15 protein-coding genes and 1 tRNA gene are annotated in these 14,577 nt (G+C 72.6%); 9 read left to right on the plus strand and 7 right to left on the minus strand.

Annotated elements, in window-relative coordinates; translation table 11 throughout:
* From DKL51_RS22265 to DKL51_RS22275, 3 genes are all read left to right on the plus strand, one after another.
* Nucleotides 1-893 (plus strand): sensor histidine kinase (locus tag DKL51_RS22265; protein WP_148097826.1); only part of this gene is annotated, 893 nt, incomplete at its 5' end.
* Nucleotides 894-949: 56 nt separating this feature from the next.
* Nucleotides 950-1,555: a hypothetical protein gene (locus DKL51_RS22270; protein WP_109942923.1), complete on the plus strand. Its 606-nt coding sequence runs from the start codon at nucleotides 950-952 to the stop codon at nucleotides 1,553-1,555.
* A 304-nt stretch (nucleotides 1,556-1,859) separates the two neighbouring features.
* Complete coding sequence (locus DKL51_RS22275; protein ID WP_109942924.1) at nucleotides 1,860-2,567, plus strand: glycosyltransferase family 2 protein; 708 nt, start codon at nucleotides 1,860-1,862, stop codon at nucleotides 2,565-2,567.
* Between the two features lie 83 nt (nucleotides 2,568-2,650).
* On the opposite strand, the gene DKL51_RS22280 is transcribed toward DKL51_RS22275, so the two are convergent.
* Nucleotides 2,651-3,541: a transketolase family protein gene (locus tag DKL51_RS22280; protein WP_109965047.1), complete on the minus strand. Its 891-nt coding sequence runs from the start codon at nucleotides 3,539-3,541 to the stop codon at nucleotides 2,651-2,653.
* 2 nt (nucleotides 3,542-3,543) lie between these two features.
* A complete protein-coding gene (locus DKL51_RS22285) occupies nucleotides 3,544-4,245 on the minus strand; it encodes a thiamine pyrophosphate-binding protein (RefSeq protein ID WP_124812446.1) in 702 nt (233 codons plus the stop codon).
* A 45-nt stretch (nucleotides 4,246-4,290) separates the two neighbouring features.
* Here DKL51_RS22285 and soxR point away from each other — a divergent pair, with 45 nt between their 5' ends.
* The gene (gene soxR / locus DKL51_RS22290; protein WP_109942926.1) at nucleotides 4,291-4,752 is read left to right on the plus strand and encodes a redox-sensitive transcriptional activator SoxR; all 462 of its coding nucleotides are present in this window, start codon (nucleotides 4,291-4,293) and stop codon (nucleotides 4,750-4,752) included.
* 10 nt (nucleotides 4,753-4,762) lie between these two features.
* On the opposite strand, the gene DKL51_RS22295 is transcribed toward soxR, so the two are convergent.
* Nucleotides 4,763-5,737, minus strand: coding sequence for an NAD(P)H-quinone oxidoreductase (locus tag DKL51_RS22295; RefSeq protein WP_124812447.1), 975 nt, complete (start codon nucleotides 5,735-5,737; stop codon nucleotides 4,763-4,765).
* 9 nt (nucleotides 5,738-5,746) lie between these two features.
* Nucleotides 5,747-6,151, minus strand: coding sequence for a zeta toxin family protein (locus tag DKL51_RS22300; protein WP_109965043.1), 405 nt, complete (start codon nucleotides 6,149-6,151; stop codon nucleotides 5,747-5,749).
* 42 nt (nucleotides 6,152-6,193) lie between these two features.
* Between DKL51_RS22300 and DKL51_RS22305 the strand changes: the two genes are divergently transcribed.
* Nucleotides 6,194-6,282 (plus strand) — tRNA-Ser (locus DKL51_RS22305).
* Nucleotides 6,283-6,392: 110 nt separating this feature from the next.
* On the plus strand, nucleotides 6,393-6,926 hold the full coding sequence (locus DKL51_RS22310) for a YbhB/YbcL family Raf kinase inhibitor-like protein (protein ID WP_109965042.1): 534 nt from the start codon (nucleotides 6,393-6,395) through the stop codon (nucleotides 6,924-6,926).
* Nucleotides 6,927-6,996: 70 nt separating this feature from the next.
* Here DKL51_RS22310 and DKL51_RS22315 read toward each other — a convergent pair whose 3' ends face one another.
* Complete coding sequence (locus tag DKL51_RS22315; RefSeq protein WP_109942930.1) at nucleotides 6,997-7,707, minus strand: class I SAM-dependent methyltransferase; 711 nt, start codon at nucleotides 7,705-7,707, stop codon at nucleotides 6,997-6,999.
* 209 nt (nucleotides 7,708-7,916) lie between these two features.
* On the opposite strand from DKL51_RS22315, the gene DKL51_RS22320 reads away from it, so the two are divergent.
* Nucleotides 7,917-9,728, plus strand: a complete 1,812-nt coding sequence (locus DKL51_RS22320; RefSeq protein ID WP_423790638.1) for a DUF6311 domain-containing protein — start codon at nucleotides 7,917-7,919, stop codon at nucleotides 9,726-9,728.
* A gap of 20 nt (nucleotides 9,729-9,748) precedes the next feature.
* Here DKL51_RS22320 and DKL51_RS22325 read toward each other — a convergent pair whose 3' ends face one another.
* Nucleotides 9,749-10,531: an IucA/IucC family C-terminal-domain containing protein gene (locus tag DKL51_RS22325; RefSeq protein ID WP_109942935.1), complete on the minus strand. Its 783-nt coding sequence runs from the start codon at nucleotides 10,529-10,531 to the stop codon at nucleotides 9,749-9,751.
* Nucleotides 10,532-10,856: 325 nt separating this feature from the next.
* On the opposite strand from DKL51_RS22325, the gene DKL51_RS22330 reads away from it, so the two are divergent.
* On the plus strand, nucleotides 10,857-12,287 hold the full coding sequence (locus DKL51_RS22330; protein WP_124812448.1) for a peptide deformylase: 1,431 nt from the start codon (nucleotides 10,857-10,859) through the stop codon (nucleotides 12,285-12,287).
* Between the two features lie 92 nt (nucleotides 12,288-12,379).
* Here the strand turns inward: DKL51_RS22330 and DKL51_RS22335 are convergent, their stop codons facing one another.
* A complete protein-coding gene (locus DKL51_RS22335; RefSeq protein WP_109942932.1) occupies nucleotides 12,380-13,498 on the minus strand; it encodes a globin domain-containing protein in 1,119 nt (372 codons plus the stop codon).
* Between the two features lie 141 nt (nucleotides 13,499-13,639).
* Here DKL51_RS22335 and DKL51_RS22340 point away from each other — a divergent pair, with 141 nt between their 5' ends.
* Entirely contained in the window at nucleotides 13,640-14,413 is a 774-nt protein-coding gene (locus tag DKL51_RS22340; RefSeq protein WP_109942936.1) for a CPBP family intramembrane glutamic endopeptidase, read from the plus strand.
* The last annotated feature ends 164 nt before the right edge of the window (nucleotides 14,414-14,577 follow it).

Genomic DNA, 14,577 nt, shown 5'->3' on the forward strand with positions numbered 1-14,577 from the left:
GATCGGCCGGGCTGCTGCTCGCCCGCCGGCTGGCCCGGCCGATCCGTACCGCGGCCACCGCCGCCGCCCGGCTGCGCGCCGGGGACCGGGCGGTCCGCGTACCGGTCGAACCGCCCGACGAGGTGGCCGACCTGGCGTACGCGTTGAACGGGCTGGCCGCCGCGCTGGCCACCAGTGAGGGGCGGCAGCGGGAGTTCCTGCTCTCGGTCTCGCATGAGCTGCGCACCCCGTTGACGGCGATCCGCGGCTACGCGGAGGCGCTCGCCGACGGGGTGATCGGCGCGGACGAGGCACAGGACACCGGCCGTACCATGCTCGCCGAGGCCGAGCACCTGGACCGGCTGGTCGGCGACCTGCTGGCGTTGGCCCGGCTGGAGGCCGCCGACTTCCCGCTGGAACCGGTGCCGGTCGACCTGAGCCGGCTGGCCGTCGAGGTGGAACGGACCTGGTCCGACCGGTGCGCGGCGGTCGGGGTGCCGTTCCGGGTGGAGGCGCCCGACGCGCCGGTGCCCGCGTACACCGATCCGGGACGGATCCGACAGGTGGTGGACGGGCTGCTGGAGAACGCCCTGCGGGTCGTACCGCCGGGGGCGCCGGTGGTGCTCGCGGTCCGGCCGGCCGGCGCCACCCCGGCGGCCGGCGGGGTCGTGGAGGTCCGCGACGGCGGACCGGGCTTCACCGACGACGACCTCGCGGTGGCCTTCGAGCGTGGCGCGCTGCACCAGCGGTACCGGGGGGTGCGCAAGGTGGGCAGCGGCCTCGGGCTGGCGCTCGCCGCCGGGCTGGTCCGCCGGCTCGGCGGCGACATCGCCGCGGGGCACGCCGCGGAGGGCGGGGCGGCCTTCACCGTCCGGCTGCCCGGGGATCCTTACCTGACCCGAACATCGGCCTGACGCCGCGCCCATCCGGGCGGGGCACGCTGGTGGCACCACGGACGAGAGGGAGAGTCATGGAACGTTGGGGAATCGCCACCGCCACCACCACGCTGCTCGCGGCGGTCGCGCTCGGCGTCACCGGCTGCGGCCCCGCCCAGGTGGCACAGGGCGCGGCGAGGGAGACCGCCGTCGAGGTGGCGGCCGCCGCAGGAGTGGACGGGCAGGCGCTCGCCGCGATGGGCTTCGATGCCGCGGACCTGGACGTGGAGCAGGTCGCCGATCCGGCCCCCTCGACCTCCGGTGCGCCGGGCGACCAGGCCGGTCCCGGAAAGGAGCGCGGCGAGCGCGGTCAGGAGTGGCGCAAGCGGCACCGGGCCCGGGTGCTGCTGCGGCAGAACATCCTGCACGGCGAGGTCGTGGTCCAGACGAGGGACGGCGGTACGAAGACCGTGGCGGTGCAGCGCGGTGAGGTGACCGCGATCGACGGCGACTCGATGACCATCAAGTCCACCGACGGCTTCACCATGACGTGGACCTTCGGCGACAAGCTGCGGGTCATCGAGCGGCGCACCACGGTGCAGTCGAGCGACATCACCGTCGGTACCACCATCGGGGTGGCCGGCGCGAAGGACGGCGACGGCGGGGTCGCCCGCCTGATCGTGATCCCCGTCAAGCGGTGAGCGAACGGTAGCGGAGCGTCATCGTCGAAGGTGGCCGGACGGATGGCCCGGCTGGGCCGAGTGGTCCGGCCGGGCCGACCGAACCGAGGGTGTCGGGACTCCGGCGCCCGCGGGAGCCGGCATCCCGGCGCCTCGCCGGTTCGCCGGTCGCGAGCCCGTGACCAGCGCGGATGGGACGGCCCGATGATGATCATGAAAGCCGGCGGCGGGCAGTGTGACCCGGAATGCCCAGGTGGCGGGCTGCGCTGCCACAATCGGCCAAGCTACGCTAGGGCCGATTTACTGTCGCCACCGTGGAGATGCCGTGAAGCTCTCGATCCTCATGCCGGTCTACAACGAGGAAGAACGCATCGCGGATGCCCTTAAGCAGGCATTGGCGGTCGATTACCCGTGCGAGATCGAGCTCGTCGTCGTCGACGACGGCAGCCGGGACGGCACCTCCGAGGTTCTCGGTCGGATGGACGACGCGCGGCTGCGGGTCATCACCCACCAACGCAACTCCGGCAAGGGCGCGGCCATCAAGACCGCCGTCGACAACGCCGAGGGTGAGTACATGGTCATCCTCGACGCCGACCTCGAGTACGACCCGCAGGACATCCCGCGCCTGCTGGAGCCGGTGCTCGACGGGCGGGCCACCGTGGTCTACGGGAATCGGACCTTCGGCAGCCACAGCTCCTACAGCTTCTGGTACGTGATGGGCAACAAGGGCGTCACCCTGGCCGCCAACGTGCTCTACAACTCCTACATCGGCGACCTGGAGACCTGCTTCAAGTTGATGCCGGTCGAGCTGTACCGCTCGCTCCAGATCAAGTCGCGCGGCTTCGGCATGGAGGCCGAGGTCACCGGCAAGCTGCTGCGCCAGAAGATCCGCCCCTACGAGGTGCCGATCAGCTACCGCGCCCGGGGCCGCGAAGAGGGCAAGAAGATCACCTGGAAGGACGGCGTCGAGGCGATCTGGATCCTGGGCCGCGAGCGCGCCCGGCGTCGCCCGGTCGGCACTCCCGCGCGCTGACCCCGGCTCGCCGCCCACGCACCACCCGTCAGGACCCCGCCGCCCGGCTCGCCGGCGCGCGGGGTCCTGTCGCGTTTCGGGGCTCAGACGAGCGCCGGGGCCAGGAACGCGTCGATCGAGCGGCGCAGGCCGGCGGCGTCCAGGCCGTGCCAGCGGGTGTGGTCCTCCGGCGAGCCGTAACGCCGCAACTCGGTCCGGCTCACGCCGAGGGTGAGCAGCCGGTGCGGCCGGTCGGCCAGGGCCGAGCCGACCACCCGGGCCGAGGTGCCGGAGAGGTACGGCTCCACCAGGATCACCTCGGTGCCGGCCAGCGCCCGCAGGCCGGCGATGTCGAAGGGCCGCGGCCGGTGGGTGTACGCCACGGTGACCGGCAGCCCGGCGACCGCGGCCAGCGCCTGGTCCAGCAGGGGCCCGACCGCCACCAGCAGCGGCGCGCCCGGCCCGGCGTCCCGGACCACCTGCAACGAGCCGTCGTTGCCGCGTGCCATGTCGTTGCTCTGCGTCGAGAGCCGCAGGTACGCCGACCCGTCCGCCGCGACCGCCGCGCGGAGCAGCGCGGGCACCTCGTCCCGGTGCCCCGGCACGTGCACGGTCCAGTCGGTGAGCGTGTCGATAAGCGCGACGTCGGCCGGTCCCAGGTGGGTACGCCCGGCCGCCGCCCGGTCGTACGAGGCGCCGACGCTGACCAGCACCGCCCCAACGCCCTGGTGGTCCAGGTCCAGCTTGATCTGCTCGTACGCCCGCTCGACGAGGAACGGCGCGTAGCTGTGCGCCACCGGCCGCAGCCCGGTCAGCGCGAGCCCTCCGGCCACGCCCACCAGCAACTGTTCGCGGATCCCCACGTTGAGCACCCGGTCCGGGTGCCGCTGCGCGGCCGGGCCGAACGCGGCGGCGGAGATGTCCGCCAGCACCACCGCGGTACGCGGGTCCTCGGCCAGCAGGTCGGTCATGGTGTCGATGAAGGTTTCCCGCACGGTCACTCCCCGTTGGTGACGACCGCGACGACGACGTGCGGCCGGTGGTTGTCGTGCCCGGTGAGGGCGGTGTGCAGCGCCTCGTGGTCGCGGCCGTCGACGGTCGCGGCGGTCCAGCCGTTGACGGTGAACCGGCTGGCGGCGCCGCCCGGCCAGCCGTGGCTCGCCGACCGGTTGTCGAGCACGATCGCGGTCAGGTTGGCCAGCCCGGTCGCCCCGGCGTACGCGATCGCCTCGTGGTTGGAGCCCTCGTCCAGTTCCGCGTCGCCGAGCAGGACGTACACCCGGGGGTCGAGCCGGCCCTGGGCCCGCAGCCCGAGGGCGCTGCCCACGCCGAGCCCGAGGCCGTGCCCGAGCGAACCCGAACCGATCTCCACCCCGGGCACCAGCAGCCTGTCCGGGTGGTCGCCGAGGCGGCTCGCCGGGCCGCCCTGGTCGTCCAGCCACTCCACGGGGACGAAGCCCTTGGCGGCGAGCACCGCGTAGTAGCCGGCGACCGCGTGCCCCTTGGAGAGCAGGAAGCGGTCCCGGTCCGGGTCGTCGGCGGTCTCCGGAGTGATCCGCAACACCCGGTCGTAGAGCACCTGGAGCACGTCGAGGGTCGAGTACACGTTCGCGCCGAACTCGCGGCCGGCGCGTACCCGCTCCAGCAGCGCGCCGACGCGTCCCGACAGCGTGTGGTCGGTGGCGGTCGTCATCGTCATGCGGCTAGCCTCCAAGTTGAAGCGCACTTCAACTCAAGGCATGTGATGCACGAATCACTCACCATCGGACAGCTCTCCGCCCGCAGCGGGGTGGCGCCCTCGGCGCTCCGCTACTACGAGCGGCTCGGCCTGATCCGGGCCGAGCGCACCGGCGGCAACCAGCGTCGGTACGCCCGCACCGAGCTGCGCCGGGTGGCGTTCATCCGGATCTCCCAGCAGGTCGGCGTCTCGCTGGACGAGATCCGCGAGGCGCTGGACTCGCTGCCGTCCTCGCGTAACCCGACCCCGGACGACTGGGCCGCCCTCTCCCGCGCCTGGCGGGACCGGCTGGACGAGAAGATCCGGCTGCTCGGCAAGCTCCGCGACGACCTGGACGGCTGCATCGGCTGCGGCTGCCTGTCGTTGCAGCGGTGCACCCTCTACAACCCGGAGGACTCGCTGGCCAGCGAGGGGCCGGGCGCCCGGCTGGTGCTGCCCCGCCCCGCCGCGGACGTCACCGCGGGCTGAGCGGGCGGCGTCACCGGACCAGCAGCACCTTCCCCAGGTGATCGCTGGTCTCCAGCAGGCGGTGCGCGTCGGCGGCGTCGGCCATCCGCACCCAGCGGTCCACGATCGGCCGGATCGCGCCGGACTCCACCAGCGGCCACACCTCCTCGCGCACCCCCCGGACGATCTCCGCCTTCTCCGCGAGCGGCCGGGAGCGCAGCGCGGTCGCCGTCACCGAGGCCCGCTTCGCCAGCAGCATCCCCAGGTCCAGCTCGCCCTTGCGCCCGCCCTGCATGCCGATCACCACCAGCCGGCCCCCGGTGGCCAGCGCCGCCACGTTCCGGGGCAGGTAGGCGGCCCCTATGATGTCGAGGATGACGTCGGCGCCCCGGCCGTCGGTGACCCGGCGGATCTCCTCGACGAAGTCCTGCTCCCGGTAGTCGATGGTGTGCGCCGCGCCCAGCTCGCGCAGCCGCTCGTGCTTGGCCGCCCGGGCGGTCACCACCACCGTCGCGCCGAGCGCCACCCCGAGCTGGATGGCGAAGGTGCCGATCCCGCCACCGCCGCCGTGCACCAGCAGCGTCTCGCCCTTCTTCAGCTGGGCGATCGCCACCACGTTCGACCAGACCGTGCAGGCGACCTCGGGCAGGGCCGCCGCATGGACCAGGTCGACGCCCGCCGGCACCGGCAGCAGCTGCCCGGCCGGCACGGCGACCCGCTCGGCGTACCCGCCGCCGGCCAGCAGCGCACAGACCTCCTGGCCGACCTCCCAGCCGGTCACGTCCGGGCCGATCGAGGCGACCACCCCGGAGCACTCAAGTCCCGGGTACGCGGGGGCGCCCGGCGGCGGCGGGTACTGCCCCTGCCGTTGCAGCAGGTCCGCCCGGTTCACCGCGCTGGCCCGCACGTCGACGATCACCTCACCCGGGCCGGGCTCCGGATCGGGCACCTCGGCCCAGACGAGCGCCTCGGGTCCGCCGGGTTTCTGGATCGTGATCGCGCGCATGGCCCAGTCTTACCCGATCCGCCCGTCCGTCCACGCCCCGGCCAGAATCTCGTCCACCGTCTGCGCCGGGCTCTGCGCGGAGGTGTCCAACCAGAGTCCGATCCGCGGCGTGTCAGCCCGGAACTCGGCGTCCAGGTCGGCGACCAGCGCGGCGAGGTCGTAGCGGGACCGCAGCTGACGCCACGCCTCCGCGGAGGGCTGCGCGGTCATGTCCGCGCGCCCGGTGACCACCATCCGGCGGAACAGGTCGCCGCGCAGGTGCACCGCCCGGGGGAGTCGTCGCGCCAGCAGCCCGGCCACTGTGGACTTGCCGGCGGCCATGATTCCGCTGATCAGCACCACCGCAGGGGTCTGCCACCTCGGTCCATCCTCGCAGTGCGGGTGGGACGCCGGCTCGCCCGGAAGGGTGCGCATGGCAGACTAGGCACGGTCGCGTACCCCTCGGGGGCGCGTCCGGGAGGGTTCGCCTAGTGGCCGATGGCGCTGGTCTTGAAAACCGGTAAGGGCAGCGATGTCCTTCGTGGGTTCGAATCCCACACCCTCCGCGCGGGTCCGGTGTCGTAGGAGATCGGACACGACGCGCTTTCGGTTCGCACCGGGGCGCGGAAGGGGTAAGAAGGGGCGCAGGAATCCGCGTACCGGAAGGACCGTCCCGATGACCCTGGAACGACCGATCGCCCCGGACCCGTACGAGCTGCTGCCCACCGTGCCGTCGTTCACCCTGACCAGTGACGACGTGCCCAACGGCGAGCCGATGGACGCGCGGTACGCGCACGGCAGCGCCGGCGGCCAGAATGTCTCCCCGCACCTGGCCTGGTCCGGCTTTCCCGCCGAAACCAAGAGCTTCGTGGTGACCTGCTTCGACCCCGACGCCCCCACGGGCAGCGGCTTCTGGCACTGGGTGCTGGTCGACGTGCCCCCGTCGGTGACCGAGCTGCCCCGCGGGGTCAAGGAGAGCGACCTCGGCGGCGCGTTCAGTATTCGCAACGACTACGGCGACACCAGCTACGGCGGTGCGGCGCCGCCGCCCGGGGACCGCCCGCACCGGTACGTCTTCGCGGTGCACGCGGTCGACGTCGAGCGCCTCGACGTCGGCCCGGGCGCCAGCCCGGCGTTCGTCGGCTTCAACCTGGCGTTCCACACCCTGGCCCGGGCGGTCATCCGCCCGACGTACCAGGTCAAGGAGTGACCGGACGCCTGCCGTGACGTGACGAGGGGCCGCCGCGGGTCGCGGTGGCCCCTCGGTGTGTCGTGCGTGGTCAGCTCGGGACGCGGGCGACGGCGAAGACGGACTGGCCGAACGGGGGGCGGAGCTTCTGCTCGGCTGCCTTGGTGGCGGGCAGGACGAGGGTGTCGTAGATCTTGACCATCGGGCCCTCCTTCGGCATCAGCCGGAAGACCTTGGTCGCCATGAAGTACCCGATCAGGCCCAGCGCGTTCGCGTAGTGGATCTTCTCGACGGTCAGGCCGGCCTCGGTCATCGCCGCGGCGAGGGTCTTCTTCGTGTACCGCCGGACGTGGCCGGTGGCGATGTCGGCCGGGCTCATCGCGAACTGGAACGCCGGCACGATGATCACCACGGCGCCGCCGGGCCGGACCAGGTCGCGCATGCTGCGCAGCGCGCCCACGTGGTCCTCGATGTGCTCCAGCACGTTGTACGACACGGCCGCGCTGTAGTCGCCGCGGTCCGATTGGGGCAGCAGCATCTGCCGGACCTCGACGGTCGGGTGCCCGGCGAGGCGCTCCTTCAGCAGGACCAGCCGGTCCGGGTCCGCCTCGGTGGCGGTGAACCGGGGCAGGTGCTCCGACCACTCCAGGGCGTAGTCGCCCAGGCCGCTGCCGATCTCGATGGGGTTGTCACCGAGGTAGGGCACCGCCAGCTCGACGAACCACCTGCGGTGGTTGACCGCCGTTGCCAGGCCTTCGAGCACCTCCGACTGGATGCGCTGATCCCCAGTGATATCTGCCATGCGTCGATTCCTCACGATATGACTGACCCGCGCCTGGACCGACAGAGTCAACCATCCGGGAGGGATGGTGTGGGAATCGGGACACCGGGGGTGGCCGAATTGCGGTCGGGGGTGGGCACGTGATCGGCGGTCGGCGAACCCGGCAGATAGTACCGAGAACCCGGAAACATGTCACGGCCGTGAAAAACCTGACTACGCTCCGAATTGTTATGACTACTCCTGAATCGGACCTGACTGTCGCCGGCCCGGTCGAGGAAGGGTCCGAGCGGAGTGGCTGGACCGGGCAGGGGCGGTGGGTCGACGTCGCCGCCGTGCTCAGCTTCGCGCTGCTCGCCTTCTGGGTGACCGCACGGTTCTGGGTGTGCCCCTCCCACGGAATTCGGGACAACCGTAACGATCAGGCGCAATTCGAATGGATGATGGCGCACGGCGCACGGGTGGTGACGCACTTCGCATATCCGTTCACTTCGGATCGGATGAATGTGCCGGACGGCGTCAATCTCATGGCGAATACGTCCGTATTATCCGTTTCACTCCCAATGACGCCGATCACCCTTCTGTTCGGCCCCCGAGCGGCTTTCCTGGTCTTTCTCACCGCCGGAATGATCGCCACCGGCATCGCCTGGTACTTCGTCCTCTCCCGGGTGGTGATCGGCAGCCGGGGACCGGCCTGGCTGGGGGCCGGTTTCTGCGCGTTCGCGCCCGCGATGGTCTCGCACGCCAACGCCCACCCGAACATCGTCTCCCAGTTCGTGGTGCCCCTGATCGTCTGGCGGACGCTGCGCCTCGCCGAACCGGGGCGTTGGCTGCGCAACGGCGTACTGCTCGGGCTGCTCGTCGTCTGGCAGGCCTTCATCAACCTGGAGATCCTGCTGATGACGGCGATCGGGCTCGGGGTCGTGGTGACCGCGCTCGCACTCGGCCGTCCCGAGCTGCGCCGAAGGGTCCGGCCGTTCTGCGCCGGGCTGGGCGTCGCGGCCGCGGTGGCCGGGGTGCTGCTGGCGTACCCGCTCCACGTGCAGTTCTTCGGGCCTGGCGCGTACCGGGGGCTGTCCCCCCTGATCCGCGGCTACCGCACCGACCTCGCCGCCTTCTTCGCCTGGTCCCGCGAGTCCGTGGCGGGTGACGCCCGCAGCAGCGCGCGCCTGGCGAAGAACGCGACCGAGGAGAACGCATTCTTCGGCTGGCCGCTGGTGGTCCTCGTGGCCGCGCTGGTCTGGTGGCTGCGGCGCAGTCCGGTGGTGCTCGGCCTGGCCGCGCTCGGCCTGATCTTCGCCCTCTTCTCCCTCGGCCGGGAGATCCGCCTCGACGGCCGGGAGACCGGCATTCCCGGACCCTGGGCGCCGCTGGAGAAGTTGCCGATCCTGCACTCGGTGGTGCCCACCCGGTGGTCGCTCGCGCTGACCCCGATCATCGGGGTGCTGCTCGCGCTCGGCGCGGAGCAGGCCCGGACGTTGGCCCGGCGGCACCCCGACGCCCGCCCGCAGATCTGGTTCGCCACCGCCACCGTGCTGGCGATGGCCCTGCTGCCGATCCTGCCGACCCCGCTCCCCTCGATACGCCTGGACCCGACGCCCGGGTTCGTCACCTCCGGCGCCTGGCGCCCGTACGTGGCGGGTGGGCGCAGCATCGTCACGCTGCCGACCCCGGACACCACCTATCCCGACCCGCTGCGCTGGTCCGCCGAGACCCGGCTGGAGATGCCGTTGGCGCGGGGCTACTTCCTGGCCCCCGACACCCGGCCGGGCGCCGGACGGGTCGCCCTCTTCAGCGCAACCCCACGGCCCACCAGCAGCTACTTTTCCACCGTCCGGCGTACCGACGCCGTGCCGCCGATCACGCCGCAGGACCGGGTCGCCGCCGTGGACGACCTGCGCTACTGGCGGGCCGGCGCGGTGATCCTCGACCCGCGGCTCAAGCAGGCCGAGGCGCTACGCCGGGCGATGACCGAGTTGACCGGCATCACGCCGGTCCTCAACGGCGGGGTGTGGCTCTGGGACGTCCGCCCGCTGGTCGACTGATCGCCGTCGAGGCGTCGGGATCAGGCGGGGCGGACGCAGCAGCCCTGGCAGATCTTCGGCCGGGGCAGGGTGAAGGCCAGGCAGCAGGTCCGGCGCTGCACGGTGGGCTCGCCCGCCGGGCCGGGCACCAGCTCGATCAGGTCGGCCAGGTCTAGCGCGTCGAGCAGCGTCTCGATGCTGCGGACCGAGGGGCCGGGGAGCGTGTCGGCGGCCCGCAGGATGCCGTGGGCGATGCCGGAGGCGACCGAGCCGAGCAGGGTACGGGTGCCGATCCGGACCTCGGCCTGGATCGCGGCGATCAGCGGGGAGAGGTGGGCGTCGAGCAGCGAGGCGCGGAGCGCGGCGAGCAGTTCGGCCTCGTCGGCGACGACCCGGACCTCCGGCGCGTCGGTCAGGGCCAGCGGGTCGCTCGGCAGCACCGCGACCGTGGTGGAGCGGCGCAGGCCGAGGGTGAGCAGCGGCCGGTGGTCCTCGAAGTGGATCAGGACGTCGGCCGGGCCGAGCAGCGGCACCCGTCGGGCGGAGGCCCAGCCCAGCACGACCGGCAGCGCCGTCCAGTAGCTGTACGACTTCCAGGCCAGCGCGGCGCAGGCGTGCGGGGTGCCGCCCCAGCGCACGGTCGCGGCGCGCAGAAACTCGGGCAGCAGCGTCCCGTCCACCAGCCGGGTCGCCGGCGTCCAGCGCGGCTCGTCGGTGGTGACGAGCAGGCCGGGCGCGAGCCCGGGCAGGTCGTCGGTCCCGAACATGGCCCGCAGGGTCGCGGTCACCGGGGCGAGCGGTGCGGCGACGTCCCGCATCGGCATCACCGCTGTCACTGGTCCGTCCCCTGTCTGGTCGCTCGCCGTTCGGCACGTGCTGTCGTAGCTAAGGCTAGCCTAACCACAGCTCGCGGACCGGGGGAAGTTGCACCGAGGGCGGATCGAGAGGTCCCGGTCACTTCGCGGTCGGGCGGGCGTGTCGGCCTACTACCCGGCGGGGCGCGCGGAAAACGGGGCGGCCCGCCGGGCGGGCTGCGCCAGCATCGACGGGGATAGCTCGACTGTCAAGGTAAGTGTCGACAATGAGGCACTTTCTGTGCACGTTCGGCCACCCACGGTGAGACTGGTGTCCCCGGCCCCGAAGAAGCCGATGACGACCTCACCCATCGAGCGGGCCGCCGACTCGTTCGCGGCTGAACTCGCCCGGCACCGCACCGGCCGCGGGTTGTCCAAGAAGCAACTCGCCGCCCTGATGGGCTTCGACCCGTCGTACGTCAGCCATGTCGAGGGCCGCCGGCACCGGCCCACCGAGGACTTCGCCCGCCGGGCCGAGGCCGTCCTGGCGGCCAGCGGCGCGATCTGGCAGCGCTTCCGGGAGTACGACCGGCTGCGGCACGCCCGCTCCGGCGCCGGGCAGCGGGAGGTACCCGGCCAGTGGCTGCCGCCCGGCACCGGGCTGGTGGTCGAGCGCGAGATCGCCACCCTGCGCCACGCCGACGACGGCTACCACTGCGTGATCCGTCGCGAGCTCTACAACGCCGGCACCGAGCCGGTCACCCGCTACCTGGTCCGGGTGGCCGTCGACCGCTACCCCAACGACCCAGGCCGGTCGAACCGGCACCACCGGGAGCACCCGCTCACCTTCACCGAGCTGCAACTGCGGGCGTACCGGGACGACGGGGGCGAGCGGGAGCCGATGCACTGGCGGGCCAAGCACGACCGGGACGCGTTCAAGGAGATCTGGCTGCTCTTTGAGAACGCCGACGGCCGCTTCCCGCTCTACCTTGGCGACCGGGTCACCATCGAGTACGCGTACCAGGTGGGGCAGGAGAAGTGGGGTCCCTGGTTCCAGCGGGCGGTCCGCCTGCCCACCCGGCACCTCGCCGTCCGGCTGGACCTCCCTGTCGGGCTCGACCCGCAGGTGTGGGGGGTGGAGACCTCCCTCTCGTCCGAAGAGGGGCCACTGCGTACGCCGATCCATCGGCACGACGAGGGCGGCCGGGCGCTCTTCGACTGGGCCACCGACGACCTCCCGCTGAACGCCCGCTACCGCCTCCAGTGGCGGTTCCGGAGCCGGCCGCCCGAACCCGAGCCCGACGGTCCGGCCGGGGCCCGGGCCAGCGACCGGATGCGCGGGATCGACATCCTTCAGCGCGGCGACGACCGGCTCCGACAGCCCGCCCGCCCGTTCGACCTGGCGCGGGAGGAGCGGGCCGCCCCGCAGCTCGGCCTCGGCTGGGCCGCCGCCGTGGTACGCCCCGCCGACCGCTCCGCCGAGCCCGTCGTCCTGCTCAACCCGCGGGTGGTCGACGCCGCGCCGGACACCGACGAGCAGTACGAGGGCTGCCTCTCCTTCTTCGACCACCGGGGGCTGGTGCCCCGCCCGCTGCGGATCGACGTGGAGCACGCCCAGTGGGACGGCAGCCGGATCATCACGTCTTTCGAGTACGCGGTGGCCCGGCTGGTGGCGCACGAGATCGACCACCTGGAGGGGCGGCTCTACGTGGACCGGATGGCACCGGGGGTGCCGCTGGTGCCGGTGGAGGAGTACCGGGAGGCCGGGCACCCCTGGCGCTACTGATCCCCCGGGCCCGGCCCGCCCAGGCCCGAAAAGAGGGCCGGGTCGCGTGCCCCAGCGGGGAGGGCACGCGACCCGGCTCGGGGGAGGAAGGTCTACAGGTCGCCGAAGGTGTCGTACCGGATGTTGTGTGCCGGAACCTCGTCCTCGGCCAGCGCGCGCAGGGTGGCCCGGACCATCGCTGCCGAGCCGGAGACGTAGCAGTCGTGCGTCGTCCACGGCCCGTACCGGGTGACCACCTCCGAGATGTCGCCCAGCTCGCCGTCGAAGCTCAGGTCGTCGCTGCACGCCGGCGTCACCGACAACCACGGGTACGTCGCCACCAGCTCCTGGAGCTGGGGCAGGCCGTACAGCTGCTCCCGGCGCCGGGCGCCGTAGAAGACGTGCACCCAGCGGGTCCGGTTGACCGCGGTCAGCTCCTCCACCAGCGCCTTGATCGGGGCCAGCCCCACCCCACCGGCAACGCAGAGGACGTCCCGGGTGGACGAGCGGTCCAGCGTCATCGACCCCATCGGCGCGGCGAGCCGGAGCAGGTCCCCCGGCTTGGTGCGGCGCACCAGCGCGCCGGAGACCCAGCCCGCCCCGGCCGTCGTACGGATGTGGAACTCCAGCACGTTGTCGTCGTTCGGGGCGTTCGCCACCGAGTACCTCCGCCAGACCTGCGGGTGGTAGCGGGGCACCTCGATGCTGACGTACTGGCCGGCCTTCCAGGGCAGCGGATGCTGCAGGGCACGTACGGTCAGCACCGCCATGTCCCGGCCGTGCCGCTCGTGGGTCAGCACCTCGCCATGCCAGTACGGCGGGTTCTCGTCCGCTGCGGCGCCGGCCAGCATCTTCTCGCTGATCCGCGCGTACGCCTCCCGCCACGCCTGGTCGTACTCCAGGTTCCAGCCGTCGCCGGCGATGCTGCGCAGCGCGTCCAGCAGCGCCACGCCCATCGTCTCGTAGTGCTTCGCCTCGATCTGGTACTTGCGGTGGTCCCGGCCCAGGGCGCGCAGGTACCCGTCGAAGCTCTCCGGATCGCCGACCGTCTGGGTGGCCGTGACGATGGCATCCAGGACGCGATCGCCCTGCCCGTTGAGCTGCACCGGGAAGTGGTGGCGCAGCTCGGGGTCGAGGAGGAAGAGCCGGGCGAAGAAGTGTGCACTCAGCCGTTCCCGGTCCTCCTCCACCAGGGCCCAGCTCTCCTTCAACAGCCGCGCGAAGTCCTCCACAGGGGCACGCTCCTTCTGACGGCGGATCGGGCCTCCACAGGATGTCCACGCAGCGTGCGCACCGGTCGCACAGAATGTGCGACGGTCTCACACTCCCGGTGGGTCGTGTCGATCCGGCCGCCGGTGGGGCAGAGTGGTGCGGTGACCGTTGAGGAGCTCACCCGCCCGGTGATCCGCCGGGTCCTCGGCATCGAGGTGCTGCTCGTGCTGGGCCTGTCCCTCGGCAGGTCGGCCGTCTACGCGCTGGTCGAGATCATCGCCAGGGTGACCGCGGCCGTACCGCTGTCGAAGCAGACCGCCACGCTGAACGCGACCCAGGCGGCCCGGCCCTACCTCGACCTGACGTACCAGCTGCTCGGCATCCTCTTCGCGCTGCTGCCGGTGCTGCTCGCCGTACACCTGCTGGCGCGGGACCCGGGCGACCCGGCGCGGACCCTCGGGGTCGACCTGCGACGGCCGGGGCCGGACCTGGCCTGGGGTGCCGGCCTGGCGGCGCTGATCGGCCTGCCCGGCCTCGCGCTGTTCTGGGCGGCGGCGCAGCTCGGCATCAACGCCACCGTCGTCCCGGCCGGCCTGCGGCACCTCTGGTGGGCGGTGCCGGTGCTGATCCTCGCCGCCGTGCAGAACGCCGTGCTGGAGGAGGTGATCGTGGTCGGCTACCTGGTCACCCGGCTGCGGCAGCTCCAGTGGCGGCTCGGCGCGGTGGTCGCGGCGAGCGCCCTGCTGCGCGGCTCCTACCACCTCTACCAGGGCTTCGGCGCGTTCGTCGGCAACGCGGTGATGGGCGTGATCTTCAGCCTCTTCTTCCTCCGCACCCGCCGGGTGCTGCCGCTGATCATCGCGCACACGCTGCTCGACGTGGTCGCCTTCGTCGGCTACGCGCTACTGCCCCGGCACCTGTTCAGCTGGCTCTGACCGCTGATCCACCCCCGTTTCGGCGGGCCGCGCCCCCAGTGGGTGCTGTGTCGCCCGCCGGTCAGCGTCGCCGGGCGGGCCGGTACACGCTGATCGCGCGGGCCACGAGCCGCTCCGCGGCGGCGGCGTCCCCGGCCGCGGCCGCGAGCAGCGCCGCACCCGGC

Source organism: Micromonospora globispora (assembly GCF_003857015.1).
Taxonomy (GTDB): Bacteria; Actinomycetota; Actinomycetes; order Mycobacteriales; family Micromonosporaceae; genus Micromonospora; species Micromonospora globispora.